Here is a 24,344-nt window from a genome sequence, read left to right as displayed (position 1 = left end):
TAATTAGTATTTGTTTGGATAATAAAAAGCCTGAAGCTTTTAGCAAATTTATCAATTTACATAAAAAAAGCCCTCTATTTCTAGAGAGCTTTTTGATTATTCTAATACAATTTATAAAATAAACTGGCTCAAATCACGATTTTTCACCAATCCTCCTAAACGTTCCTGTACTAATTCTTTGGTTACAACCACCTTGGCATTTGGTGCAATTACATCAGGTATATCAAACATTAAGTCATTGAGTAAATGCGACATAACTGTTTGCAAACGACGAGCACCTATATTTTCAACTTCGGTATTGACGTTATAGGCAATACTCGCTATTTCCTGAAGCGCATCGTCATTGAATGATAATTCTACATTTTCAGAAGCTAATAATGCTTCGTATTGTTTTGTCAACGCACCTTTCGGTTCTTTTAAGATTCTATAGAAATCCTCTTCTTTCAGACTTTGTAGTTCGACACGAATCGGAAAACGTCCTTGAAGCTCTGGAATCAAGTCACTCGGCTTGGACACATGGAAAGCCCCTGCCGCAATAAACAAGACGTGGTCGGTATTGATAACACCATATTTGGTATTTACCGTTGAGCCCTCCACAATTGGTAAAAGGTCTCGTTGTACTCCTTCACGGCTTACATCTGGGCCACCACCTCCACTACGATTAGAAGCAATTTTATCTATTTCGTCAATAAAAATAATTCCCAAATTTTCAGCTTTACGAATCGCCTCATCTTTTACCTCGTCCATGTCAATCAATTTTGAAGATTCTTCCTCCATCAAAATTTTGCGGGCTTCGGCTATGGTAAGTTTTCTTTTCTTTTGTTTTTTAGGAATCATTCCCCCTATCATCTCCTGAATGTTCATCATAGACATCTCGTCAATAGGACCACCCATTACACCGATATTGGGAGAATTAGAAGCTTTCACATCAATTTCTATCTTACGATGTTCCAATTCGCCACGACGCAATTTTTCACGAAATAACTCTCTTGTTTTATGATTCAACTCCTCGTCCGAAACAGGCATTGCATCAGGATTGGCAGCAGCCTCTGCTTTGGCTTTTTTCGAAATCTTTGGCATTGCAGGCACAAGCGCTTCCAAAATAATTTCTTCAACAGCTTCGGTAGCCTTATCCTTTACGGCTTCTTTCTTGGAAAGTTGTACCAAATGTACCGATGATTCTACCAAGTCTCTGACCATTGATTCGACATCGCGACCTACATAGCCAACTTCAGTAAATTTGGAAGCCTCAACCTTGGTAAAAGGGGCATCAGCTAATTTGGCCAAACGACGAGCAATTTCAGTTTTACCAACGCCCGTCGAACCTATCATCAAAATATTATTAGGCGTAATCTCTTTTTGAATATCAGCAGGGGTATTCATTCTTCTCCAACGGTTGCGTAAGGCAATCGCAACGTTTTTCTTTGCATCGTGCTGACCGATAATATGTTTGTCTAGCTCTTCTACAATCTGTTTTGGAGTCAATACATCTAAGTTTGTCATATTCATATTTTCAAGTGTGAGAATTACATGAGTAAGTATAAGTTAAACTCAAGTAATTCTAAGGTTTTCGTTAGGGAAATTAGTTAACGTATATTTTCGACAAATTTATTGAATTCTTTGAGTGCTATCACAACACTTTCAAAAGAGAAATATCATTTTACTATTTTTTTCAAGTCTAAAATCAATCCAAAGCTATTGGCTGAAGCACTAGCATGATAACCCGAATAGCTATAGGACAGTTCAAGGTATTTAGTCTTGAAACGTAAACCAACCGAAAAGCCACCAAAGCTTGAGCCTTTTGTCAAACTTAATTCTCGGTTTCGAAGGTGGTTATATCCGATGAGTGCTTGGAGGTTTTTACTAAACAATAATTCTACGCCAAAGACCAAATGCCGTGCTACCTGATCAACCACACCCGCTTTCTGGCTTATCACATTGCCATTTAGGTCAGTAACTACTACATTAGGGTTTGTGTAAGCAATATCGTATTTGTAAAGATGATGACCCATCAACGAAAACCTAGCTGGCATATTAATGGGTTTGAAATGTAACCCCATTTGAACGTCCAACGGTACTTGACTATCGCTTGTTGGGGAGTAATCTTTGAGCACAAATCCAAAATTTTTGACTACTAAAGAATATGAAATTTCTTTAGTAGGATGTATAAAAATAGCCCCAAAATCTGCCAATAAAGCTGTAGAGTTGTATTGTTCAATCGTAGAGCCTACCAATTTGAGACTTGTACCAAAACGGATATTGCCTTGCTGTTGTGATGTTCCTAGACTAACAGCAAAATCATTGGCGTTGAACTGCCCTTGCTGATTTCCAAGTGGGTCAGTCGTCACAAAATCCCCATAATCTAAATACTGTACTCCTATCCCCCAACTACGTCCCAGAGCCGAAAAATTGCTCGTAACTGAAAGCAGTTTTGCCTGTTGAAAATAAGGCATAAAATTGAGCGACATTTTACCTTTTTGAGAAGAATCTACGAGTGCAGGATTTTGGAAAAAGCCATTTACATCTTTTATGTTATTCTGAATACCACCCAATGCTGCTATAGTAGGTGCTGTTGGTATTTTCAAAAAACTGTAAGCTTGCGTGTCATTACTTTGAGCAAAAACATCTATACATATTCCTATAAGTAATACGCTCAAGGTTATCTTCGTAATTGTTTGTAACATATACCCTCTAAACACGGTAAAGCTATTTTTTATTGTTATATCAAAACGATGCAGTCGAATCAAAATCTTCCTCCACTCACTTATGAAACACAAAGATAGGACTTCTCAATATAAGTAAGTGCGAGTTGTGAATTTTGCGTGCGGAGTTATGAGTGCCGTAGGTGCGACAGAATTCAAGATTATGGCTTTCTGTCGCACCTAAGGCGCTCAAAAAAGGTTTTTCTCAAAACTTATTGCTACCAAACTGTCGCTCCTATGGAGCTTTTACAAAGGAATACAAGCTGATTCTGTTTATTGAGTTTTATTTTGCACAAATACTTTAGTAACAGAAAAAATTCAAGTAAAATATATCTGTGTCATCCGTTGAGAGTATCTTTCTGATTATTAGTACTGTTCAAATGAACAGATATACCATTAACGAATAACTATCCATTGCCTTTCTCAAAATAATTCAAAATTAAAACTTCAAAATATACAATTTTAAATAAACTATATCAATTTTACACGTTATCTAATTTCTGCCCTTTATATTTGACACAAATACAAAACAAATACCATAGGAATACCATGAAGGTAAAGACAAACCAAGAGAAATTTGAAATTTTAGAGCGTAAAAACGCCGAGGCTCTTTTAGGAGGTGGCGAAAAACGTATTGAAGCTCAACATAAAAAAGGCAAACTTACAGCTCGTGAGCGTATCGCTTTGTTGATGGACGAAGGTTCTTTTGAGGAAATTGGCAAATTTGTCATGCACCGTTGTAAGGACTTTGGTTTAGAAAAAGAATATTATCTAGGCGATGGCGTTGTAACGGGCTATGGTACCGTAAATGGTCGTTTGGTGTATGTCTTTGCTCAAGACTTTACGGTTTTTGGAGGCGCTTTGTCAGAAACTTTTGCTGAGAAAATCTGTAAAATCATGGATCTCGCTATGAAAAGTGGTGCTCCAGTGATTGGTTTAAATGACTCAGGTGGTGCGCGTATTCAAGAAGGTGTGATGTCATTGGCAGGATATGCCGATATTTTTTATCGCAATACTCTTGCTTCGGGTGTTATACCACAAATTTCGGCTATCATGGGGCCATGTGCAGGAGGTGCAGTGTATTCTCCAGCCATTACCGACTTTATTATGATGGTCGAAAACACCTCATATATGTTTGTAACAGGACCTAACGTTGTTAAAACGGTTACGCATGAGGTAGTTACATCTGAAGAACTTGGAGGCGCATCAACACATTCTACGAAGTCTGGGGTGACACACTTTTCATGCTCAAACGAGGTAAGCTGTATCAACGACATCAAGCGATTGCTTTCTTACATCCCTCAAAATTGTGAAGAGACCGCTCCTGCCCTAGCGTATGAATCCACTGACGAAATCAGAAAAGAATTAGATAAAATTATCCCAGAGAATCCCAACCAGCCTTATGATATGAAGGAAGTTATCGACCACATTGTTGATAGCGATTCTTTCTTTGAAGTACACAAAAACTACGCAGAAAATATCGTGGTGGGTTTTGCACGCATTGGTGGTCGTAGCATTGGGATTGTTGCCAATCAACCAGCTGTGATGGCAGGTGTATTGGATATTCAGGCAAGTATGAAAGCGGCTCGTTTCGTTCGTTTCTGTGACTGCTTCAATATTCCGTTATTGGTACTTGAAGACGTGCCAGGCTTTATGCCTGGTACCAATCAAGAGTGGGGAGGTATAATCAATCATGGGGCAAAATTACTTTATGCTTTCTGCGAGGCTACGGTGCCACGTATCACAGTAATTACTCGCAAAGCCTATGGCGGTGCCTATGACGTAATGAACTCGAAGCATATTGGTGCCGACATGAACTTTGCATGGCCAACTGCCGAAATTGCAGTGATGGGTGCTAAAGGTGCTGCCGAAATTATTTTCAAAAAAGAAATTGCAGTTGCCGAAAATCCAGAAGAAAAACTACAAGAAAAAGTAGACGAATACACAGAGAAATTCGCTAACCCATATCGTGCTGCACACCGTGGCTATATCGACGAAGTGATTTTACCATCAGATACTCGCCAAAAATTGATTCGCTCATTCAAAATGTTAGAAAATAAAGTAGCGAATCTTCCACGCAAAAAGCACGGAAATATTCCATTATAATCAGCATTGATGGTATTATTTTAGATTTAGAACCCCAAGGGCTTTTAAAACCTTTGGGGTTTTGTATTTTTGTGAAAAGCAGATTTTTTATTATTTCAAAAATTAATATCCTATTCTTAGTGTTATTTACTAAAAGGTTATTAATACAACAATAGAACTCATTTTTACAATGACAGAACAATCAAAAACTTTCCTCTACGAATATTTGAATAACGCTTCGCCAACTGGCTTTGAAGCTTCGGGTCAACAAATTTGGTTGGATTACCTAAAACCTTATATCGACGAAACCATCATTGATGTCTATGGTACTGCTGTTGGTGTTATCAACCCTGGGCAGCCTTACAAAGTGGTGATTGAAGCACACGCCGATGAGATATCGTGGTTTGTTAATTATATCGATGATAATGGTTACATTTTCGTACGTCGCAATGGCGGTTCTGACGCCGTTATTGCTCCTTCAATGCGCTGTAATTTACACACCAAAAAAGGTGTCGTAAAAGGTGTATTTGGATATCCTGCCATTCATGTGCGTGACTTGGGTAAGGATAAAGCTCCTACTGTAAACGATATTTTCATCGACCTTGGTGCTGCCAACAAGAAAGAGGTAGAAGAAATGGGAGTTCACGTAGGTACGGTAGTTACTTTTGAAGATGGACTGACCGAACTCAATGAGCGTTATTATGTAGGTCGTGCCCTCGACAACCGTGTGGGTGGCTTCATGATTGCAGAAGTGGCTCGTCTTTTAAAGGAAAACAACATTCAACTTCCTTACACTTTGTACGTAGTAAATGCAGTACAAGAAGAAATTGGTTTGCGTGGTGCCGAAATGATTGTTCGTCGTTTGAAACCAGACGTTGCTATCGTAACTGACGTAACTCACGATACACAATCGCCTATGTACAACAAAAAAGAACAAGGTGACTTGAAATGTGGTAAAGGTCCTGTAATTTGTTATGGTCCTGCTGTTCAAAATAATCTTCGTGATTTTATTATTGACGTAGCAAATGAAAAAGAAATAGCTATTCAACGTCAGGCAGTATCTCGTTCTACAGGTACAGATACGGACTCGTTTGCTTATGCTACAGAGGGTGTAGCTTCAGCTTTGATTTCGCTACCACTCAAATACATGCACACAACTGTCGAAACTGTTCATAAAGATGATGTTCAGGCGGTAATCAACTTGATTTATGCGTCTTTATTGGCATTGAAAGGCAATGAAGATTGGCGTTATATCAAATAGAAATTAATCTTAATGATTTTGGAAAGTTAGAGGTAGCTAGGAAAACTTTAAATTCGCCATCTAACATTTCAAAGTATCTACTCTGCCCAGTAAATGTAGAAATATCATTTACTGGGTATTTATTTTTATAAAATCTATGTCTATTTGTTAGATAAGCTTTTTTTATAAACACTTTTTAGGGAAAAAATCAAAAATAAACTAATTTCGACTTCTTGGTAATTCTACCCTACCGTCAGCAAATGAATTACCCTTACCCATTATGCTCCTAAAACATGATTTACAGCACTCACCTATAGTTTGGCTTTTATGACTGCTATATCCCAACCAACTATTTTCTTTTAATAATAATTTAAACAAACTAAAGAATGCAAAAAATTCTTGTAATTGACGACGATACAGACATTTGTATGCTGTTGCGTCGCTTTCTTACAAAAAATGGCTATGAGGTAGCAATTTCTAAAAGTGGTAATGGAGGACTCGTGTTACTTGATGAGTTCCACCCTGACTTAGTTATGACCGACTTCAGATTGGGAGACATGACAGGAGCGACTATTTTACAGAAAATCCATGAAAAAAAACCTCAGCTTCCAGTATTAATTATTACTGGATACTCGGATATCAAAACAGCGGTTAATGTCATGAAAATGGGTGCCGTAGACTATATTACAAAGCCCTTATTTCCTGATGAAATCTTAGTAACGATCCAAAATGCTTTACAAAAAGCAACACATACACCGAGTACATCGCTGAACAAACCCAAAGCCAACAGCCCTAAAAAAGGCTTAACTCTAAAAGACCATATTGCAGGTTCGGGACATGAATCCAAAAACTTATTTAGACAATTAGACCTTGTTGCACCAACCAACTATAGCGTAATTATCTATGGAGAAAGTGGCTCTGGGAAAGAATCTATAGCCCAAGAAATCCATACAAGGAGTAAGCGAGCTAGTGGACCTTTTGTTGCTATGGATTGTGGGGCTATTTCAAGAGAATTGGCAGCTAGTGAGCTATTTGGTCATGAAAAAGGATCATTTACAGGTGCAATCAATCAAAAAATTGGACATTTTGAAATGGCTGATGGTGGTACTTTATTTCTCGACGAAGTTGCCAATCTGCCCTATGACGTTCAGGTATCTCTGTTGCGTGTAGTCCAAGAAAGAACCTTAAGGAGAATTGGCGGTAACAAGGAAATATCGGTAGATGTAAGAATCATTGTTGCCTCCAATGAACGTTTGCTAGAATCAAGCAGAAAAGGAAAATTCAGAGAAGATTTATACCATCGATTCAATGAGTTTAGTATCGAAGTTCCTCCGCTTCGCCAGCGAAAATCAGATATCATGGAATTTGCTCATTTCTTCTTGGCTCAGACCAATGAAGAACTCGGCAAAAACATTACCACATTTGCTCCTGAGGTAGAAGCGGTATTTAAAACCTATGGTTGGCCTGGAAATCTTCGAGAGATGCGCAATGTCATTAAAAGAGCTACGCTACTTTCTGAAAAAGATTACATAGAAGCCAAAAGCTTACCGTTCGAACTCATGAATCATGAGAGACTCTTGGTTTTTGAAACCCCGTATGAGCAACGTACTCCTGAAAGCATTTATCAAGAACCGACTCAAAACCTTAACCTTAAATCTATAGCATCTGATGCAGAATACGAAACTATTTTGCAAGTTCTAAAACAAGTAAACTATAACAAAAGTAAAGCCGCTAAACTTTTGGGAATTGACAGAAAAACACTTTATAACAAAATGAATAATTATAATATGTAAATAGTAGTAATGAATTGAAAGTGATAAATTATGGATATAATTTACTATTTATCAAAACTTTACATTCAAAAATAACACACTATCATTTGTAATATTACGCATTAGGCAATCGGTTGTTGATATTTGACAATGTAATTTTAAATCAGCAATAGCTTAGTGACTCACAATTCTACATTATTACTTTACTCTTCCAGCTCAACATATATTTCAAAAAAACAGATAAGTAAATACGAGAATACCTACTATACTATACAACTTAAACAAAGCTAGGAATAGTTTTTTATAACAATATTATCATGGTAGTGCTCAGAAAATACTTTATGAAAAACAATACGCTACTTTGTTTGTTCTTTGTTTGATTAGTTGATCTTTTCCAAATCTAAAAATAGAACCCAATGCCTTTATACCAACGAGACAATATACCTTTAGAAAAGTTTATCCAACTCATTCCAGATTTGGTTTATCTCCAAGAGTTTCCATCAAAAAAAATCACCTTCATCAATCGAAAGTTTACGGATATTCTTGGTTATCAAAAAGAAGATTTAGTTCAAAATGACTTTTTATTGGACTTTGCATTAAGTGAAGGTGAATTAAAAAAATGGGAACTCAGACTCGAAGAATATAATAAAGTCCTAAATACAGGCGAACGTATTGAATATAATATTGAAATAAAACATAAGAATGGGTTGAAAGTTATTCTACGCCATAGAAGTATGGTATTAAAAAGCCAAAATCCAGAAGCTCAATTTGAAATTCTTCATATTGCAGAAGATATTACGCAACTCCAAAAACACAATGAATTGATTCTGCAACAAAGAAATCAGCTCAATGAAGCTGAAAAAATTTTTAAATATGGTAGTTGGGAATGGTATGTAGGAGCTGATACTGTTCGATGGTCAGACGGACTATATGAGGTATTTGGTTACAATGCAGGAGATTTTGAAGATAAAAAAATGACTTATGGTTTTTATCAAAAGCATATTCCAATTCATGAACTAGAGTACACAAAAAATATTTCTATTCAATCGGTACAAGACAAAAAAACCTATTATGAGCTAGAACACTCGATTATTGATGCCAAAGGTGTCTTCAAATATTTGGCCGTAAAAGGAAAATGTTATCTTGATACGGCAGGTAATGTCATCAAGGTATTGGGTACTACTGCTGATATTACCCAAATTAAAAATTATGAATTAGCGCTAGAGAAAAAAATAGAAGAGCTATTTCGCTCGAATCAAGATTTGGAGCAATTTGCCTATATTGCCTCGCATGATTTGCAAGAACCATTACGCAAAATTACCGCTTTTGCCAATAAGCTCACTGAGCGTTGCTCAGATGGTTTGAGTGACGATGGTCGCTTTTTCATTGATAGAATTTTGTACTCAAGTGATAGAATGAAAAGCTTAATTGATAACCTTTTGGCTTATTCAAGAATATCACGCAACAATATTCCGCTTCCGCTGTCGGAAGTAAACCTAAACCAAATTGTTCAAAATGCAATAGGAGATTTGGAGATTCCTATATCTAAAAAAAAGGCACAAATTACAGTAGACGAATTACCCATTATTCAGGCCTTTTCCTCTCAAATGCACCAATTATTCTTAAATTTGATTTCAAACGCCATTAAATTTGTAGAGGATTCGATACAACCATTCGTCAATATTACAGTAGAAGAAGCCTCTTTAGAAGAAATCATAAAATTCAAACTAAAAGAACCTCGCTACTGGAAAATTTGTATAAAAGATAATGGCATTGGATTCGAAGACGAATACAAAGATAAAATATTCACGATGTTTCATCGTGTACACGGCAATGCCGAATTTGAAGGAACTGGATTAGGTCTAGCAATTTGTACCAAAATTATCGATAACCATAAAGGATACCTCACAGCACAAAGCACGCTACAGCAAGGTTCCGTATTTATTTTATATTTACCTTTAAAACCTTAAACTCTATTATGTTATCCCGCTCAAACATTAAATTACTATTGGTCGATGACGACGAAGATGACTATTTTCTCACTTGTGATTATTTAAAACAAATACCTAGTCAATGTATTGAAGTCGTCTGGGCCAAATCGTTCTCGATGGCCATTAGTAAACTTACTCAAGCCAAGTTTGATATATGCTTTTTTGATTTTAGATTAGGCGCCAAAACGGGTCTTGATTTACTCCGTATCGTGAAAGAACATAGGATTTTGACCCCGATGGTCATGCTTACTGGAAAAGGGTACAAGGAAATTGATGAAGAAGCCATGAAACTTGGTGCGATGGATTACCTCATCAAGGGAGAACTGGATGCCGAAAAAATTGAAAGATGTATTCGGTATTCCTTAGAACGTTCTCAAACTTTGCAAACACTGCAAGAAAGTGAAGCCCAGTACAAAAGTATTTTTGATAACATTCAACAAGCAATTGTTTTGACAAGTCCTATTGATGGTAGCTTTTTGTATTTCAATCCTGAAGTTTCTGTCTTAACAGGGTATAGTCCAGAAGAGCTACGAAAAATGACGACAATTAGTATTTTTGGTAGTACCCCTAGTCGACAATCCTTTGCTACACAATTGGCACAAAATGGGCGCTTAGACAACTACGAAACATGGCTTACAACTAAAGCAGGCGAAAAAAAGCTTTGTCAGATTAACGCCTTCAAGCGTACTGATAGCAATGGACAAGAACATTTTTTGGGAGTTGTCAGAGATATTACCAACCTTAGAAAAGCAGAAAAAGAACTTGTAATATCAGAGAAAGTAGCTGCCACGGGTAGATTAATTCGTACTCTAGCACATGAGGTACGTAACCCACTGACCAACATCAACCTTTCGATAGACCAATTAGCTTCAGAGTTACAGGACAAAGAACTACACTTTTTCTTAGAAATCATACAGCGTAATAGTAAGCGAATCGGAGACCTAATTTCAGAATTACTGAATTCATATCGCCCCGCAGCTGTTTCACTTAGCCAATATTCAGGTTGTTTGATTATCGAAGAAAGTATCCAACAAGCGATTGACCGTTTAAACCTGAAAAATATTCAGCTTTATAAAGATTTATCAGCAGATGCACTACTGCAAATTGATGCAGAACAAATTAAAATAGCCTTGCTAAACATTGTTATCAATGCTATCGAAGCCATGGAAACAGGCAAAGGAATCCTAGAAGTAAAATCAGCAATTAAAGGTTCTTCGTATCTGATTAGTATCAAAGACAATGGAATGGGCATGTCTGTAGAACAAATAGACCGCTTATTTGAACCTTATTTTACTTCTAAATCAAATGGTTTTGGTTTAGGGCTTTCTGCAACTCTTAATATTATCCAATCTCACAAAGGAAGTATCGAAGTAGAATCTACGCTCGGTGAGGGTAGTATTTTTATTATTAGTCTTCCTATTCACAGTCAAGCAGCTTGATTTTTTTAATACTTTCAATTTGCTTGTATAAGAAAAAAGGTGAGAATTATCATTCTCACCTTTCTGAACTATACCTAACCACTATTATATTTAATTCTATTATTGAAATATTCGTGCCAATTGCTATTCTGCGTATTTTCGCTAGCTAAGTAGATTATATTCCACAGTTTTGTGTAGAAATATTTCTACACTTTCCCCAGTTATTGAATTACAATATCGTGTTTCTGATAGTCTTTTAATAAAGCTCCATCAATACAATCATCCGTTAGCATAACGTCTAATTCATCCAAAGTACATACGACATAACTTTCGGCGGTATTCACTTTTGAAGCAGTTACAAGTGCGACAACTTTTTGGGAAATATCTACCATTTTACGTTTTACCTGATTTTCGCCCCAATCCTGAATCGTTACACCTATATTGTGGTGAATCCCACAAACACCTAAAATACATATATCTGCACGAATTTTTTGGAGCATCTCAATCACCTCTGCCCCATAAGTATTTTGGGCATCTTTGAAGACTTTTCCTCCTAAAAAGAACAATTGAATCGATGGGTGTTCGCATAAAATTTGAGCAATCTGGAGACTAGTTGTAAAAACGGTTGCTTTTAAATCGGGCGACATCATACGTGCCACCTCCATATTGGTAGAACCATTATCCAATAAAATTACTTGTCCATCATGAAAATAGGCTTGTGCTTTTTGTGCCAAAACCATTTTTTCTTCATGAGCTACTTTGATTCTTTCTTTCAATTTATAAGGATGTGCCGACCTAGGCACAGCGCCACCGTGCACCTTTTTGAGTAGTCCATTTTCAGCTAGCTCATTCAAATCACGTCGAATGGTATCGTCCGAAACATTAAGAATTTCGGATAGCTCAACCGACGAAACCCTTTGATTGGTTTCCAACATTTTGAGGATAATTTGAAGGCGTTCTTCTCTAAGCATAAATTCGTTTTATTTCGGTTTTATTCACAAATTTAATAAAAAAACTTTGATTTGTACGTTTTTATTCGGAAAATTGCATCATCAATTAAACTTTAAAACTATGATTATTGAACATATTGCTATTTGGGCAAACGACTTGGAATTGATAAAAACCTTTTATATGCGCTATTTTGGAGCAAAAAGTAATACAAAATATTATAATCCAGTCAAGGAATTCGAATCTTACTTTTTAAGCTTTGAATCAGGTGCAAGAATTGAAATAATGAAAAAACCGCAAATTCCCGAAAGAGAAAACCCTAAAATCGAAACATTAGGAATTACTCACTTTGCATTTGCTTTGGGCAGTGAACAAAAAGTTGATGAACTTACCGAATTGATGAGAAAAGAAGGCGTTCAAATCGTGGGCGAACCTCGTCGTACAGGTGACGGCTATTACGAAAGTGTAATCTTAGACCCCGAAAATAACAGAATTGAGTTAGTAGCCTGATTCAAAAGGACATATAAATGGTTATTGAAATGTACTTTTAAATAATTTTATCGCCCTAGGTAATAAGCTGTAGGCATTAGGCAAGCACAGTATAATACTGCAAGCTTGCAGTATTATACTAATTGTTAGTGTAAAAATTGATAATTAAAAATTACATTCATAATTCAGCACTCATACTTACCAATCCCAATAAATAATAATTATTTACTTTATCTCCCTTTATTTTATGAAACGTATTGCAATCGACATGGATGATGTTTTGGCAGACACAACATCAGGTATTATCACCGAAACCAACCTTCGTCTTGGAACAAATTTTACCAGAGAAGACATTAGTAATCCCGAAAAAGCAAAGGAATTTTATGAGCAATATTTTCCCATTCGTAACTTTTTGCATGAAAAAGGGTTTTTCCGTAGTCTTCCTGTATTTGATGGTGCTATAGAAACCGTAAAAAAACTACAAGACCATTACGAAATTTTCATTGTCTCGGCTGCTACAGAATTTCCTAATTCACTAAGTGAAAAATTAGAATGGCTCGAAGAATTCTTTCCCTACATTGGCTGGACACATACTGTTTTTTGTGGGCACAAATACATGATCAAAGCTGATTATTTGATAGATGACCACGAAAAAAACCTAGTAAAATTTGAAGGAACAGGTTTATTATATGATGCTCCTCATAATTACCATATCGAAGGTTATAAGCGTGTATACTCTTGGAAAGAAATTGGCACTCTCTTACTTCCTGAAGAAGTTTAGTAGTTTTGTATATTCTTTCCACTCATATTAAAATTTATGGAACTATCACTAACTTCTAATCATGCAAAGGCCGCCCGTTTGGCAACTAATGCATTATTTTTTATTTCGGGACTAAGTTTTTCAAGTTGGGCTTCTCGTATTCCTGATGTAAAAGAGAAATTAGGCTTAGGCGACGCTGCACTCGGCACAGTCTTGTTTGCGATGCCCATTGGGAGCTTATCAGCCTTACCTTTGGCAGGCGTGATTATCAACTACATTGGTAGTCGCAAAGTCACAGTGATTGCTGCAATTATCTATTTGCTGTCTATGCCTTTTTTGGGTATATCTAACCAAGCATGGCAGTTAGCTATCACACTTTTTGTATTTGGTTTTGGGGGCGACCTTCTCAATATATCGATGAATGTACAAGCGGTAAATGTTGAAAAAACCATGAGTAAATCCATTATGTCATCTTTTCATGCCATTTTTAGTATCGGTTTTATGATTGGAGCAGCATTGGGTGGTATTCTTGCTTCTCAGGGGATTTCTACGGTATGGCATTTGAGTACAGTTGGTATTTTGGATATCATTGTTGCCTTATTTGTTTATCAATATTTAATAGCGCAAGACTTCAAATCATCTGAAACTCAACCACTATTTGCTTTACCCGACAAAGCACTTATGCTGTTGGGCGTTATTTGTTTTTGTGGAATGCTTTGCGAAGGAGCTATGGCCGATTGGAGCGTATTATATTACAAGCAAGTATTGGGTAGTGTTTCCAAATACGCCACGGCAGCGTTTACTGCATTTTCAATTACGATGGTAATCGGCAGAATCATAGGCGATAAAACTGTTGCTAAATTAGGGCTCAAAAAGACGCTTATTCTTAATTGTTTACTCGTAACTATAGGAATGATTTTAGCATTAGCATTGCCTATTTCTTGGACTGTGATCCTTGGGTTTTCGATTACGGGATTAGGCTTGTCCACAGTTGTTCCGCTGATATACAGTGAAGCTGGGCATTCTAAAACTATGTCAGCAGGAGTAGCACTAGCTGCGATTTCAACAGTAGGTATATCTGGTTTTATGATTGGCCCAGTAATGATTGGTTATATTGCCGAATTTACATCTTTAAAAATTGCCCTATCTTCATTGGTAGTATTAGGTGGCTTAGGTACTATTCTAAGTACCCGAATCAAAAATTAGGAGAAATATCATACAACAATGGAAGGATTAAAAAGAGTAGCGGTGATTTGTATTCTCCGAAATCAGACTAATTTCTTATTATTGAAGAGATTCAATGAACCACTCAAAGGACTTTATGTACCTGTGGGAGGAAAAGTTGACCCTTACGAAAATCCTTATGAAACGGCACTTCGTGAAGTAAAAGAAGAAGCTGGCTTAGTATTGGAGAAAATGAGATTTTGTGGCACATTGGTTGAAACATCGCCTATCAAATACAATTGGATGAGTTTTGTCTATGAGGCAGAAGTCGATTATTTTGAACCACCTATCTGCAACGAAGGCATTTTAGAGTGGCACGATTTCCAGAATATCGATACCTTTCCTACTCCCAAAACAGATTTTTTTATCTACCAATATGTCTTGAACAAGCAACCATTTGCACTCAATGCGGTATATAATGAAAAAGTCGAATTAATTTCGATGATAGAAGAAATTGAAAACTTGAAGGTTATTTAAAACAAAAAGGGGCTATCGCCCCTTTTTTATTACATTGTGTTTTATCACAATCTATTAATCTTTTGAACTGTTGGTAATTACCTCATCCGTGTGAAAGTCGTAACGGAAAATAGGATCAACTTCAGAACCTGCATCAATATTCAACACTTCTTTAATCAAACCTGTGTGAAGGTCAAATACCCAGCCATGTAAGTGTGGATATTGGAAGTTTTTCCATGCACGTTGAATAATGGTAGTTTTTGCAAGGTTTTTTACTTGTTCATGAACATTCAATTCGACCAAACGGTTAAATTTTTGTTTTTCATTTTCAATACCACCTAACTCTACTTCATGCTTAGAGTACACTTCTTTGATATTACGTAACCACTTGTTAATCAAACCAAAATCTTGATTTCCCATCGCAGCTTTTACGCCTCCACAATTGTAGTGACCACATACGATAACATGCTTTACTTTCAAGACTTCAACTCCATATTGGAGTACTGACAAAAGGTTCATATCGGTATGAACCACCATGTTTGCCACATTTCTATGAACAAACACATCGCCAGGCTGAGTATTGGTGATTTCTTCAGCAGGTACACGGCTATCGGCACAACCAATCCATAGAAACTCTGGGTTTTGATCTTTTGCCAATTTTTCAAAGTAGGTCTCGTCCATCGACAAGCGGTCAGCTGCCCATACCTTATTGTTGAGCAATAGTTTTTTGTAATCTTTCATCGAAACTTGTTTGTAGCTTATAAATACTCTGATACTTTGTCAAAGCTATAGGTTTATTGTCAGAGTAAATTCGAACATTGATTATAACTAGAGAAATGAAATTATAGGAGTGTCAATCTTTAAAATTTCATTTCTTTATCGCTGATGAACTTTGAGTTATTTTTATTGAATGCTCAAAGTTACGAATTAATGTGCGGAAACCGATTCAGGGAGGTACTGATTTATATCTCCTTGTATTTTTCTTGACACTTTTTTAAAATCGACCTCTATATTTCTATGATGTGCTGCTGCTTTGAACTCATAAAGTAAATTATAGATATCATGATCAATAAATTGTGCTTTACTAGCATCAACATAAACTGAATCTCCGTCTTCTAGGTTAAGTAATATTTGTTTAATCTTGGGTTTATTCAAGAAAGATACATCCTTATTAAACTGAATTAGCACATGCTTTCCTTCTCTTGCAAACGAAACTGCCGAATGAAAGTTAGTAGACAACACAAAAATTAAACCTACTCCTGTTCCAACAAAAATACCAAAAAGCAAATCTTTAAAAACAATAACTAAGATAGTTACCGCAAAAGGAATCCATTGATCATAGCCCTCTTTAAATACTTTGACAAATACTTTGGGGTGCGCTAGCTTGTATCCAACTGTCAAAAGTACTGCTGCAAGCGAAGCTAAAGGTACTTTGTTTAATAATGTCGGAATCAGCACTACAGACCCTAATAATAACATGCCGTGTACAAAAGAAGACATACGAGTACGTCCTCCCGAATATACATTAGCCGAAGTTCTAACGACCACCGAAGTGATAGGCAAACCTCCAATCAATCCCGAAATCATATTACCTATTCCTTGCGCCACCAATTCTTTATCGGGCGATGACTGTCTCTTTAGGGGATCTATAGCATCAGATGCTTCTAGATTTAGTAGCGTTTCAAGACTTGCTACAATTGCCAAAGTAAGGGCTACAATATAGACTTTAGCAGTCATTAGTGCTGAAAAGTCAGGAAATGAAAATGCGGCAACAAAATCACCTATCCCATCCATTTTAGGGATATTCACCATGTGAATCGGAGAATTGCCTAAGTAGTAAAACGGCACATATATACGATAGGCCTCATTCATGAGTGTACCAATCAATACAGTCACCAAAGCAGCAGGAATCATCGCAAAAATTCCTTTCTTCTTCTTGGCAGCTCTTTCCCAAAGTAATATAACTGCCAGACACACAATCGCAATTGTTACTGCACCGTAGTTAAAATCTACTACCGAACGAATCAACTCCGTGATAGTATTCTGATGATCAGCAACTTGCTCAAATTCGAACTCACCTTCGTAATCTTGATCGTCACCTAGTGCGTGGGGTATTTGCTTTAGAATAATAACGATACCAATGGCTACTAGCATACCACGAATCACGCTTTCGGGGAAATAAGCGCTAAACTTACCTGCTTTAATAAGCCCAAGTGCTAATTGAATTACACCTGCTAAAACAACAGCCACCAAAAACCCTTGAAATGAGCCTATATCATGAATTGCTGTTGCTACAATTACAGTAAGACCAGCGGCAGGGCCACTAACTGAAATTTCGGAACCTGAAAGTAAAGCGACAAAAGTACCTGCTACGATACCTGCCAAAATACCAGAGAAGAGAGGAGCACCTGAGGCTAGGGCAATACCTAAGCACAAAGGCAATGCTACCAGAAAGACTGACAAACCTGATTTCCAGTCGCTTTTAAATAAAGCGGTTTTGTAATATTGAACTGAATTATACATTTTGTTTGATGTTGGTTTATTATGGAATTCGAGCTAAAAGAGCTCATAAAAACTCTACACCAAACTTATAGATTTTTTGACTTAGATTAGAATACGGTTAGAGTTTTTTTGCTAAACGAAAATAGATTCTCATTACTATTTTTATATAAAATAGTAATAATCCATTAAATACGGTCATTTATTGTAATAATTAAAGAAATTCTAATCTCTATCTAATGTCCGATTGAGTGAGAATAACGTTTCCATTTTGTGGAGCAACAACTCGGCGAGATGATTTGGAACGGCGTATTAACTTTTTTTTCAGTCTTTCAATTTCTTTATCAGACTCTAATTTACTGGCCAGTGTAGAGTCTTGTCGAATGAGCGCTTCTCTCAAGTTTTCAATCACAACGATACGCTCTCTCCACTGATACCAATTCGCTGCAATTGACCCTAAGCAACAAATTGTAATAAGACCAATGACCCAATAGAGTTTGGATAAGGTCTCATTTTTTGTGGTAACATTTGTATTTTTTTGGTTGATTACAATCATAATTTCTTTGACTAAAACGATTTCCCCTACTTCTATCAACCAACTTCACCGTGAGATTTACAAAATAACTTCCATTTTGCAGGTCGCTTAACATCACTTAAATGTACTTGCTAAAGTTACATTCGTTTTCACTTAGCATTAAGTTAAAAATTTTATTAATAACATGCAAATGAAATACCTAAGGGTTATGGGATTAAAGTATCAAAAAAAAGTTTCTGCAGCTCCATACAACTGCAGAAACTAAGCACCTTAAACACCTATATTAATAGTACTAAAATCTTTTTTCACGAAAAGGCTTTTGTTAACTCTTACCTCTAATACTGTTATAGCCTTTTATTAATTTAAAATAAGTAACAAATCTTTAAGAAGGAATGAAGATAAAATTAAAATCTAGTTAACAACTATAATTTTTTCTTCAAAGAATTGCACTTTAAAGACAGTTTTATCAAGCGTTGACTCCTTAATAAATAAATTCCCTTTATGAAGTTTGATGATTCGTTCGGCCAATGGTAAGCCAATTCCATAACCACGAGTATCAGCGGTTTTTTTAGAGCGGAAGAATGGCAAGAAAATAAGCTTTTGATCTTTGGTATCTATAACAGCACCTTTATTAATAAACTCTAAAAATAATCCTTTATCAAAACCTATATTGACATTAATGGTCTGATTATTAGAAAACTTACAACCATTTTCGATAAGATTCATAAAAGCTACTCTCAAAAGTTGACCATTACCCAAAATACTCAATTGCTCATCGGAGTCGATATTCTCAGAAAACTCAATAGAAATGCCATAGTTTTTGTGCACTTTCAGTAGTGAACTCCTTGCTTCCCAAATAATATCGTCGATTCTGATACTCGTAAATCTATTGGGCAGGCTATCATCACTTAGTTTGGTGAGTTCGAGTAGCGTATTTGTCAAAAGGTTCAAGTCTTTTACATCTTGCAAAACCGATTCCATTGTTTCTTGATATTCTTCTTCAGTTCGTCGATTTAGCAATGATACGGTTAGCTGCGAAATAATCTTGGTCAAAGGGTTTTTGAGTTCATGACTCACATTAGAGATAAATACCTGCTGATGCTGAAATGCCTCCTCTACCCTAGTCAAAAGGTTATTAAAGGTAAAAGTCAATTGTCCGATTTCATCTTTCACATTTCGGACTTTCAAACGCTTTTTGAGGTTATTTGGATAAATATCATTCATCTCATTAATTACCTCAGCAATTGGCAGTAAAGCTCTTCCTGCGAAAATCCAACCAAATATGGCAGACGTAAACACAATAATGATATACAAAGAAATAAGAATCCGCTGCAAATCTCGCAGGGTTTCAAGCCCTTGTTGATCGACACCACCTGCTAGCACTAGCAAACGGTTGTATTTATCGTAATAAGGAATCCCCAGAATTTGGATATCTTGATAGGTCGTAGTTGCGGTTCCTTCCAGACGGACATCGTTGAGAAACTTTCGAGTGACTACCACTTTTACGGTATCGTTGTTTGTGTAAATTTCCTCGTTTTTGTAATTGTAAATCGATATCTTCTCTTTGTACAAAACATCCTTATTCGTTTTTTCGATGACCTTCAGCAATTTTGAGTCAATTTGGTCAACTTTTACTAAGAGCTCTGCGGTTGTGATAGCTTTTGACCGTAATCTTGAATAAAATCGATTCTCGATGTAGGTATGAGTAAAATAATAAATCCCTAAAAATGACAAAAGCACGATTAGGGATACTAAGAGGGTAAATTGTAAAGTAAGTTTAAAGCGAATACGCATAGCGTTTGAGCATTTATTCTGATTTCAAAACATAACCCATTCCATAAACATTATGGATAAGTTTTTGAGGAAAATCTTTATCTACTTTTTTTCGTAACAAATTGATATATACCTCAATAACATTTGTTCCAGTATCAAAGCTGACATCCCAAACTTTTTCGGCAATTTCTACTTTTGAAAGTACTTTCCCTTGATTACGGAGTAACATTTCTAATAATTCGAATTCTTTGGCAGTCAAAGGAATTTTCACGCCCGAACGTAACACAACTTTTGAGTCTAGGTTCATTTCTAAATCCATAAACGTCAAGGTATTTTTGTGCATACTCACGCCTGTACTCCGACGCGACAATGCTCGAATACGAGCGAGAAGCTCTACAAATTCAAATGGTTTTACCAAATAATCGTCAGCTCCAGCATCAAATCCTACTACTTTATCCTGAAGATCGCCCAAAGCTGTAAGCATCAAAATGGGTGTAGTTATGCCTTCTTTCCTTAATTCTTTACATAATTCAATGCCATTAAGGCCTGGCATAATTATGTCGGTAACAATTACATCGTAGGTGTTTTTTTTGGCTAAGTGTTTGCCTATCAAACCATCATAACAATAATCCACCTCAAAGCCCGATTCCTTCAAACCCTTGCTAAGCGACTGAACGGTTTTTGCTTCATCTTCTATCAATAATAACTTCATAAGGTTACTGTTTTAACTCTGTATGCGCCAACCCGATTATCATTCAAAATCAGGGTTAATAATAATTCTTCAAAACTACTGAAAAAACATAGACTTTCTATCATTTAGTTCGTGGGTCGCATGAATGAAATGGTCTAAAACAACATTGGGTTGACGAATATCGTCAACCCAATAGATATAATAAACCACATACAAACTAAATTATTGCTATAATCAGTTTTCTAAATCCAGACACTTTCGACGAAAGTGTTCGGCTCTTTCGAGCCCAAAATGAATATGGCACAACGCTTCTACATCTTACGACACACCCATATTTTACTTTGTTACCTTGTCAGGTATATTTTTTGACTACTCTACTTCTCAAATCGTTGCTTCTCAGAAGTAGTTTTTATTTAATTTCTTTAGTTACAAAATTCAATCCTAAACTAATGGTTACAAGCTTATAATTTACTTACAAGGGTAAGTACAATTTATGAATTCAAATCAAATAATTATTGGCTATATCAACTTCACTAAAGTATAGATTGCGGTAGGAAAAACAAAATGTTTATAAGAGATTTATACCTATGCAAAGTCCATGCAAATCAGTTCTTTAGAAAGGAATGTGTCAACCTAATAGGGTTATCAATATTGACTTATACCCAATAGACTTTCACATTTCTTTGGAAAGAAATGTTACAAATAATAAAATCTTAAATTCTAAAGTTTTCAAACAGCATAAATAGCTGTCGATCTGAGGAGTATTTCTGGAAGAATATATTATTGTTCTTGCGATTTTGTTCTGCAATCAAATAATTAGTAAATAAATCGTAGAATGGTGAAAAAGACAAAATTGCTGTAGAAGCAAAAGGATGAGCTGCGTCTTCTTCGTTTTCTTCACTTTCAGAAAGATTTTCTTCGCTGTATTGGAAAGTGCTTTTGTTTTTTGAGGCTGACACTACAAACTTCTTAATATTCGTATTTGCACCTTCCAAGTCAGTAGCCATAGAAATAGCCACCTTGAAACTTGCAAGGACGAAAATTAAAAATATTTTAAGATATAACCTCATGTATCTACGCTAAAAGTCTCTATAATCTTTGTTTTGTGACTTCTGATGACAAATTAAAAAAATGGTTTAATCATTTGACAACAAATTTTATATTTTTTTCACTTACAGGGTATTTTACTTCAAAAAATACAACTAAATAGTAAATTAAGACAAAATGAAGCAATAAAAAAATCCATTCGATTCGCAAATGGATTCTTTCAATATATTAAAAGTAGGAGGAATCATTTTTTGTAATTCTTAAGACAATTGCCTGCGGAGACACCGCTTTGTGACTCCGTCAGACATTGTACACCATTAACCATTTTTATAAACAAAAACTAACCAAATATCGAGTGCTAACGCATCTGATATGTAGAATATATATTTTGAAAGCTAGTTATACTTTTTCTAAAAAATGAACAGTTTAGATTGGATAACTATGCTACACTATGCTATGTCAAAATTCAAGGCAAATATAAAGACATTTTTTTCTATTCAAAATAATTTCAATAATAATTTGTACATATTGGGTAGAATTCCTCTATTTTTTTGAAGTTCGAATTATTTTTCACTTATTTTAAACTATTATATTACCGAAAAGGCAAATATTGTAACTTATTAAAAGTTCGTATAGTTTTGACTTACATCTGATATAAGTGTATTTAAACATTTTCAACATTCTTATGTTAGGTCATTTAGTATAGCTTTATAAACTTTTAGGCAATTTATTAGTCAAACATAATGACATCCATTTATTGGGCAAATGAATCAGATTTTTCACAGTTTTGACTCAAACACCAATAGATACTCCAACGATTCTATTCGCATTAATGAAAGATTTTGCTCTAATCGATTCACAATCGAGTAAACCTAAATATCAACAACTTATAGAATATATCATCGATTCGATTGAGAACGGAAAGCTCGACAGAGGTCAACAGCTTCCCTCAATCAATGAAGTCGCCCAAAATTTTGGTATGGCTAGGATGACCGTAACAAAGGCTTATGACGAGCTACGTGAAAGGGGCTTAGTGACCTCACACCATGGAAAAGGTTTCTATGTCAATAGCACAGATACTCGTAGCCAAATGAACATTTTTGTGTTGTTTGACGCACTTACGCCCTACAAAGAAATCTTATATGATGCTATTGTCGATGGCCTTGGAGAAGACGTAAATGTCAATATTTTTTTCCATCATCATAATATCAAAGTATTTGAAAACCTAATTCTCAACAATTTAGGCCATTATAACTTCTATGTGGTGATGCCACATTTTAACCAAGATGTTTCAGATATTTTGAAGCAAATTCCCAAAGAAAAGCTCTTATTGTTGGATATTGATGTGCCTTCATTTGGTGAAGACTTCGCACTACTTTATCAAGATTTTGAGCACAACGTTTATCAGGGTCTTTCTGAAGCACAAAGTTTAGTGCAAAAATATCAAACTCTTTCCTTGGTATTGAGCAGCAAAAGTTTTCAGTACACACCTGTTGGTATTATCAATGGATTCAAAAAGTATTGCCTCGAAAATCAGATCCCTTTTGAAATTATTCCTGACCTTGAAGAGGAAGAACATTTACAAAAAGATCATGCGTATTTAGTTTTCAGGGAAAACGACTTAGTACGTTTTATCAATTGGTCAAACAAAAAAGGATGGAAATTAGGTAAAGACATAGGTCTTATCTCTTATGACGACACCCCTATTAAGGAAATCTTAGCAGAGGGTATTTCCGTGATTTCTAATGATTTTCAAGCAATGGGAAAACGTGCCGCAGAAATGATTTTGACCAAACAAAGAGGTCGAATTATTAATCAATGTAGTTTTATCAAGCGTAAATCATTATAAGCAATATCATTTCGACAAACCCAATTGATTAATCTAAAACTATGAAATTTCTAATCACCTTACTCTTCACTATCCTTAGTGTTCACATCAGTATTGCTCAAAAGTTCAAGGTCTTGGCTTTTTACACAGGAAAAAACGACTTAGCTCATATTAGTTTTGTGAAAGAAGCCAACACGTGGCTTGAGCAACTAGCCAAGGAAAAAAGGTTTAGCTATCATGCTACTAGTAACTGGGATTCTTTGAATACAGAAGTATTAAAATCGGTGGATGTTGTATTATTTCTGGATACGAGACCCGAAAAGCCTGAACAAAGAGAAGCCTTTGAGAACTATATGAAAAATGGTGGCGCTTGGTTAGGGTTTCACTTCGCTGCCTTTGCCCTAGACAAATCTACCTATCCTCAAAACTGGGATTGGTATCAAAATCAATTTTTGGGAGCAGGACAATATGAAGGAAATACGTGGAGACCCACTTCTGCTATTTTGAAAATTGAGAAAAAAGGACATCCAAGTTTGAAGAAACTAGAGAAGGAATTCACGACTTCTCCAAATGAATGGTATAGCTGGGAACATGACCTACGTCAAAACCCTGATATTGAGATTTTATTGGCTATTTCTGAAAAAAGTTACCCATTAGGAACAGGTCCAAAGAATCATGAAATTTGGTATTGTGGCTATTATCCTGTGATGTGGACTAATAAAAAATATAAAATGGCATACGTCAACATGGGACATAACGATATGGATTACGAAGGAGGAACTAATGCTACTTTGTCGTATCAATTTGCCAATCAAAACTACCAACAGTTGATTACAAATACGCTGATTTGGCTAGGTAAGAAATAGTTTAAGAAAAATAAAATACC

The 24,344-nt window shown here is 35.8% G+C and carries 20 protein-coding genes; 11 read left to right on the top strand and 9 right to left on the bottom strand.

The features are described from left to right. Window positions 1–111 precede the first annotated feature (111 nt). Together hslU and porQ are read right to left on the bottom strand one after the other, a co-directional pair. Window positions 112–1,503, bottom strand: coding sequence for an ATP-dependent protease ATPase subunit HslU (hslU, locus tag QM491_RS11860; protein WP_283327707.1), 1,392 nt, complete (start codon window positions 1,501–1,503; stop codon window positions 112–114). Between the two features lie 152 nt (window positions 1,504–1,655). Next, entirely contained in the window at window positions 1,656–2,684 is a 1,029-nt protein-coding gene (gene porQ / locus QM491_RS11855) for a type IX secretion system protein PorQ (protein ID WP_283327706.1), read from the bottom strand. Window positions 2,685–3,251: 567 nt separating this feature from the next. On the opposite strand from porQ, the gene QM491_RS11850 reads away from it, so the two are divergent. The 5 genes from QM491_RS11850 to QM491_RS11830 all read left to right on the top strand — a co-directional run bounded on the left by QM491_RS11850 (window position 3,252) and on the right by QM491_RS11830 (window position 11,229). Further along, entirely contained in the window at window positions 3,252–4,808 is a 1,557-nt protein-coding gene (locus QM491_RS11850) for an acyl-CoA carboxylase subunit beta (RefSeq protein WP_283327705.1), read from the top strand. A 169-nt stretch (window positions 4,809–4,977) separates the two neighbouring features. Continuing rightward, window positions 4,978–6,048, top strand: coding sequence for a M42 family metallopeptidase (locus tag QM491_RS11845; protein WP_283327704.1), 1,071 nt, complete (start codon window positions 4,978–4,980; stop codon window positions 6,046–6,048). Between the two features lie 365 nt (window positions 6,049–6,413). Continuing rightward, window positions 6,414–7,820, top strand: a complete 1,407-nt coding sequence (locus QM491_RS11840) for a sigma-54-dependent transcriptional regulator (protein WP_283327703.1) — start codon at window positions 6,414–6,416, stop codon at window positions 7,818–7,820. A 395-nt stretch (window positions 7,821–8,215) separates the two neighbouring features. Next, entirely contained in the window at window positions 8,216–9,769 is a 1,554-nt protein-coding gene (locus QM491_RS11835) for a sensor histidine kinase (protein ID WP_283327702.1), read from the top strand. Window positions 9,770–9,777: 8 nt separating this feature from the next. Then, window positions 9,778–11,229 carry a hybrid sensor histidine kinase/response regulator gene (locus QM491_RS11830; protein WP_283327701.1) on the top strand — a complete coding sequence of 484 codons (1,452 nt, stop codon included), beginning with the start codon at window positions 9,778–9,780 and terminating at the stop codon, window positions 11,227–11,229. 200 nt (window positions 11,230–11,429) lie between these two features. Here QM491_RS11830 and QM491_RS11825 read toward each other — a convergent pair whose 3' ends face one another. Beyond that, entirely contained in the window at window positions 11,430–12,179 is a 750-nt protein-coding gene (locus tag QM491_RS11825; protein ID WP_283327700.1) for a DeoR/GlpR family DNA-binding transcription regulator, read from the bottom strand. Window positions 12,180–12,279: 100 nt separating this feature from the next. Here QM491_RS11825 and QM491_RS11820 point away from each other — a divergent pair, with 100 nt between their 5' ends. From QM491_RS11820 to QM491_RS11805, 4 genes are all read left to right on the top strand, one after another. Next, window positions 12,280–12,666: a VOC family protein gene (locus QM491_RS11820; protein WP_283327699.1), complete on the top strand. Its 387-nt coding sequence runs from the start codon at window positions 12,280–12,282 to the stop codon at window positions 12,664–12,666. 226 nt (window positions 12,667–12,892) lie between these two features. Continuing rightward, complete coding sequence (locus tag QM491_RS11815; protein ID WP_283327698.1) at window positions 12,893–13,426, top strand: 5' nucleotidase, NT5C type; 534 nt, start codon at window positions 12,893–12,895, stop codon at window positions 13,424–13,426. A 36-nt stretch (window positions 13,427–13,462) separates the two neighbouring features. Next, window positions 13,463–14,611, top strand: coding sequence for an MFS transporter (locus QM491_RS11810; RefSeq protein ID WP_283327697.1), 1,149 nt, complete (start codon window positions 13,463–13,465; stop codon window positions 14,609–14,611). Between the two features lie 18 nt (window positions 14,612–14,629). Next, window positions 14,630–15,106: an NUDIX hydrolase gene (locus QM491_RS11805; protein ID WP_283327696.1), complete on the top strand. Its 477-nt coding sequence runs from the start codon at window positions 14,630–14,632 to the stop codon at window positions 15,104–15,106. A gap of 54 nt (window positions 15,107–15,160) precedes the next feature. Here the strand turns inward: QM491_RS11805 and can are convergent, their stop codons facing one another. From can to QM491_RS11775, 6 genes are all read right to left on the bottom strand, one after another. Then, window positions 15,161–15,826 carry a carbonate dehydratase gene (gene can / locus QM491_RS11800; RefSeq protein ID WP_283327695.1) on the bottom strand — a complete coding sequence of 222 codons (666 nt, stop codon included), beginning with the start codon at window positions 15,824–15,826 and terminating at the stop codon, window positions 15,161–15,163. Window positions 15,827–16,012: 186 nt separating this feature from the next. After that, window positions 16,013–17,608: a SulP family inorganic anion transporter gene (locus QM491_RS11795; RefSeq protein ID WP_283327694.1), complete on the bottom strand. Its 1,596-nt coding sequence runs from the start codon at window positions 17,606–17,608 to the stop codon at window positions 16,013–16,015. A 208-nt stretch (window positions 17,609–17,816) separates the two neighbouring features. Then, the gene (locus QM491_RS11790) at window positions 17,817–18,140 is read right to left on the bottom strand and encodes a hypothetical protein (RefSeq protein WP_283327693.1); all 324 of its coding nucleotides are present in this window, start codon (window positions 18,138–18,140) and stop codon (window positions 17,817–17,819) included. 390 nt (window positions 18,141–18,530) lie between these two features. Then, complete coding sequence (locus QM491_RS11785; protein WP_283327692.1) at window positions 18,531–19,913, bottom strand: sensor histidine kinase; 1,383 nt, start codon at window positions 19,911–19,913, stop codon at window positions 18,531–18,533. Window positions 19,914–19,926: 13 nt separating this feature from the next. Continuing rightward, window positions 19,927–20,604, bottom strand: a complete 678-nt coding sequence (locus QM491_RS11780) for a response regulator (RefSeq protein WP_283327691.1) — start codon at window positions 20,602–20,604, stop codon at window positions 19,927–19,929. Between the two features lie 692 nt (window positions 20,605–21,296). Further along, window positions 21,297–21,590, bottom strand: coding sequence for a hypothetical protein (locus tag QM491_RS11775; protein WP_283327690.1), 294 nt, complete (start codon window positions 21,588–21,590; stop codon window positions 21,297–21,299). Window positions 21,591–22,417: 827 nt separating this feature from the next. On the opposite strand from QM491_RS11775, the gene QM491_RS11770 reads away from it, so the two are divergent. After that, complete coding sequence (locus QM491_RS11770; RefSeq protein WP_283327689.1) at window positions 22,418–23,479, top strand: GntR family transcriptional regulator; 1,062 nt, start codon at window positions 22,418–22,420, stop codon at window positions 23,477–23,479. A gap of 41 nt (window positions 23,480–23,520) precedes the next feature. After that, entirely contained in the window at window positions 23,521–24,324 is an 804-nt protein-coding gene (locus QM491_RS11765; RefSeq protein ID WP_283327688.1) for a ThuA domain-containing protein, read from the top strand. Window positions 24,325–24,344 lie beyond the last annotated feature (20 nt).

It is taken from the genome of Flectobacillus longus (assembly GCF_030056705.1).
GTDB classification, from domain to species: domain Bacteria; phylum Bacteroidota; class Bacteroidia; order Cytophagales; family Spirosomataceae; genus Flectobacillus; species Flectobacillus longus.
The sequence above is the reverse complement of the archived record's forward strand: the minus strand, read 5'-3'. Positions and strand labels throughout refer to the sequence as shown.

What these genes read in the sequence shown, in the direction of transcription:
- QM491_RS11790 (WP_283327693.1), bottom strand. Translation starts at nt 18,140, where the DNA reads ATGATTGTAATCAACCAAAAAAATACAAATGTTACCACAAAAAATGAG.
- QM491_RS11785 (WP_283327692.1), bottom strand. Translation starts at nt 19,913, where the DNA reads ATGCGTATTCGCTTTAAACTTACTTTACAATTTACCCTCTTAGTATCC.
- QM491_RS11775 (WP_283327690.1), bottom strand. Translation starts at nt 21,590, where the DNA reads ATGGCTACTGACTTGGAAGGTGCAAATACGAATATTAAGAAGTTTGTA.
- can (WP_283327695.1), bottom strand. Translation starts at nt 15,826, where the DNA reads ATGAAAGATTACAAAAAACTATTGCTCAACAATAAGGTATGGGCAGCT.
- QM491_RS11820 (WP_283327699.1), top strand. Translation starts at nt 12,280, where the DNA reads ATGATTATTGAACATATTGCTATTTGGGCAAACGACTTGGAATTGATA.
- QM491_RS11815 (WP_283327698.1), top strand. Translation starts at nt 12,893, where the DNA reads ATGAAACGTATTGCAATCGACATGGATGATGTTTTGGCAGACACAACA.
- QM491_RS11810 (WP_283327697.1), top strand. Translation starts at nt 13,463, where the DNA reads ATGGAACTATCACTAACTTCTAATCATGCAAAGGCCGCCCGTTTGGCA.
- hslU (WP_283327707.1), bottom strand. Translation starts at nt 1,503, where the DNA reads ATGACAAACTTAGATGTATTGACTCCAAAACAGATTGTAGAAGAGCTA.
- QM491_RS11805 (WP_283327696.1), top strand. Translation starts at nt 14,630, where the DNA reads ATGGAAGGATTAAAAAGAGTAGCGGTGATTTGTATTCTCCGAAATCAG.
- QM491_RS11765 (WP_283327688.1), top strand. Translation starts at nt 23,521, where the DNA reads ATGAAATTTCTAATCACCTTACTCTTCACTATCCTTAGTGTTCACATC.
- porQ (WP_283327706.1), bottom strand. Translation starts at nt 2,684, where the DNA reads ATGTTACAAACAATTACGAAGATAACCTTGAGCGTATTACTTATAGGA.
- QM491_RS11850 (WP_283327705.1), top strand. Translation starts at nt 3,252, where the DNA reads ATGAAGGTAAAGACAAACCAAGAGAAATTTGAAATTTTAGAGCGTAAA.
- QM491_RS11780 (WP_283327691.1), bottom strand. Translation starts at nt 20,604, where the DNA reads ATGAAGTTATTATTGATAGAAGATGAAGCAAAAACCGTTCAGTCGCTT.
- QM491_RS11835 (WP_283327702.1), top strand. Translation starts at nt 8,216, where the DNA reads ATGCCTTTATACCAACGAGACAATATACCTTTAGAAAAGTTTATCCAA.
- QM491_RS11845 (WP_283327704.1), top strand. Translation starts at nt 4,978, where the DNA reads ATGACAGAACAATCAAAAACTTTCCTCTACGAATATTTGAATAACGCT.
- QM491_RS11830 (WP_283327701.1), top strand. Translation starts at nt 9,778, where the DNA reads ATGTTATCCCGCTCAAACATTAAATTACTATTGGTCGATGACGACGAA.
- QM491_RS11825 (WP_283327700.1), bottom strand. Translation starts at nt 12,179, where the DNA reads ATGCTTAGAGAAGAACGCCTTCAAATTATCCTCAAAATGTTGGAAACC.
- QM491_RS11840 (WP_283327703.1), top strand. Translation starts at nt 6,414, where the DNA reads ATGCAAAAAATTCTTGTAATTGACGACGATACAGACATTTGTATGCTG.
- QM491_RS11795 (WP_283327694.1), bottom strand. Translation starts at nt 17,608, where the DNA reads ATGTATAATTCAGTTCAATATTACAAAACCGCTTTATTTAAAAGCGAC.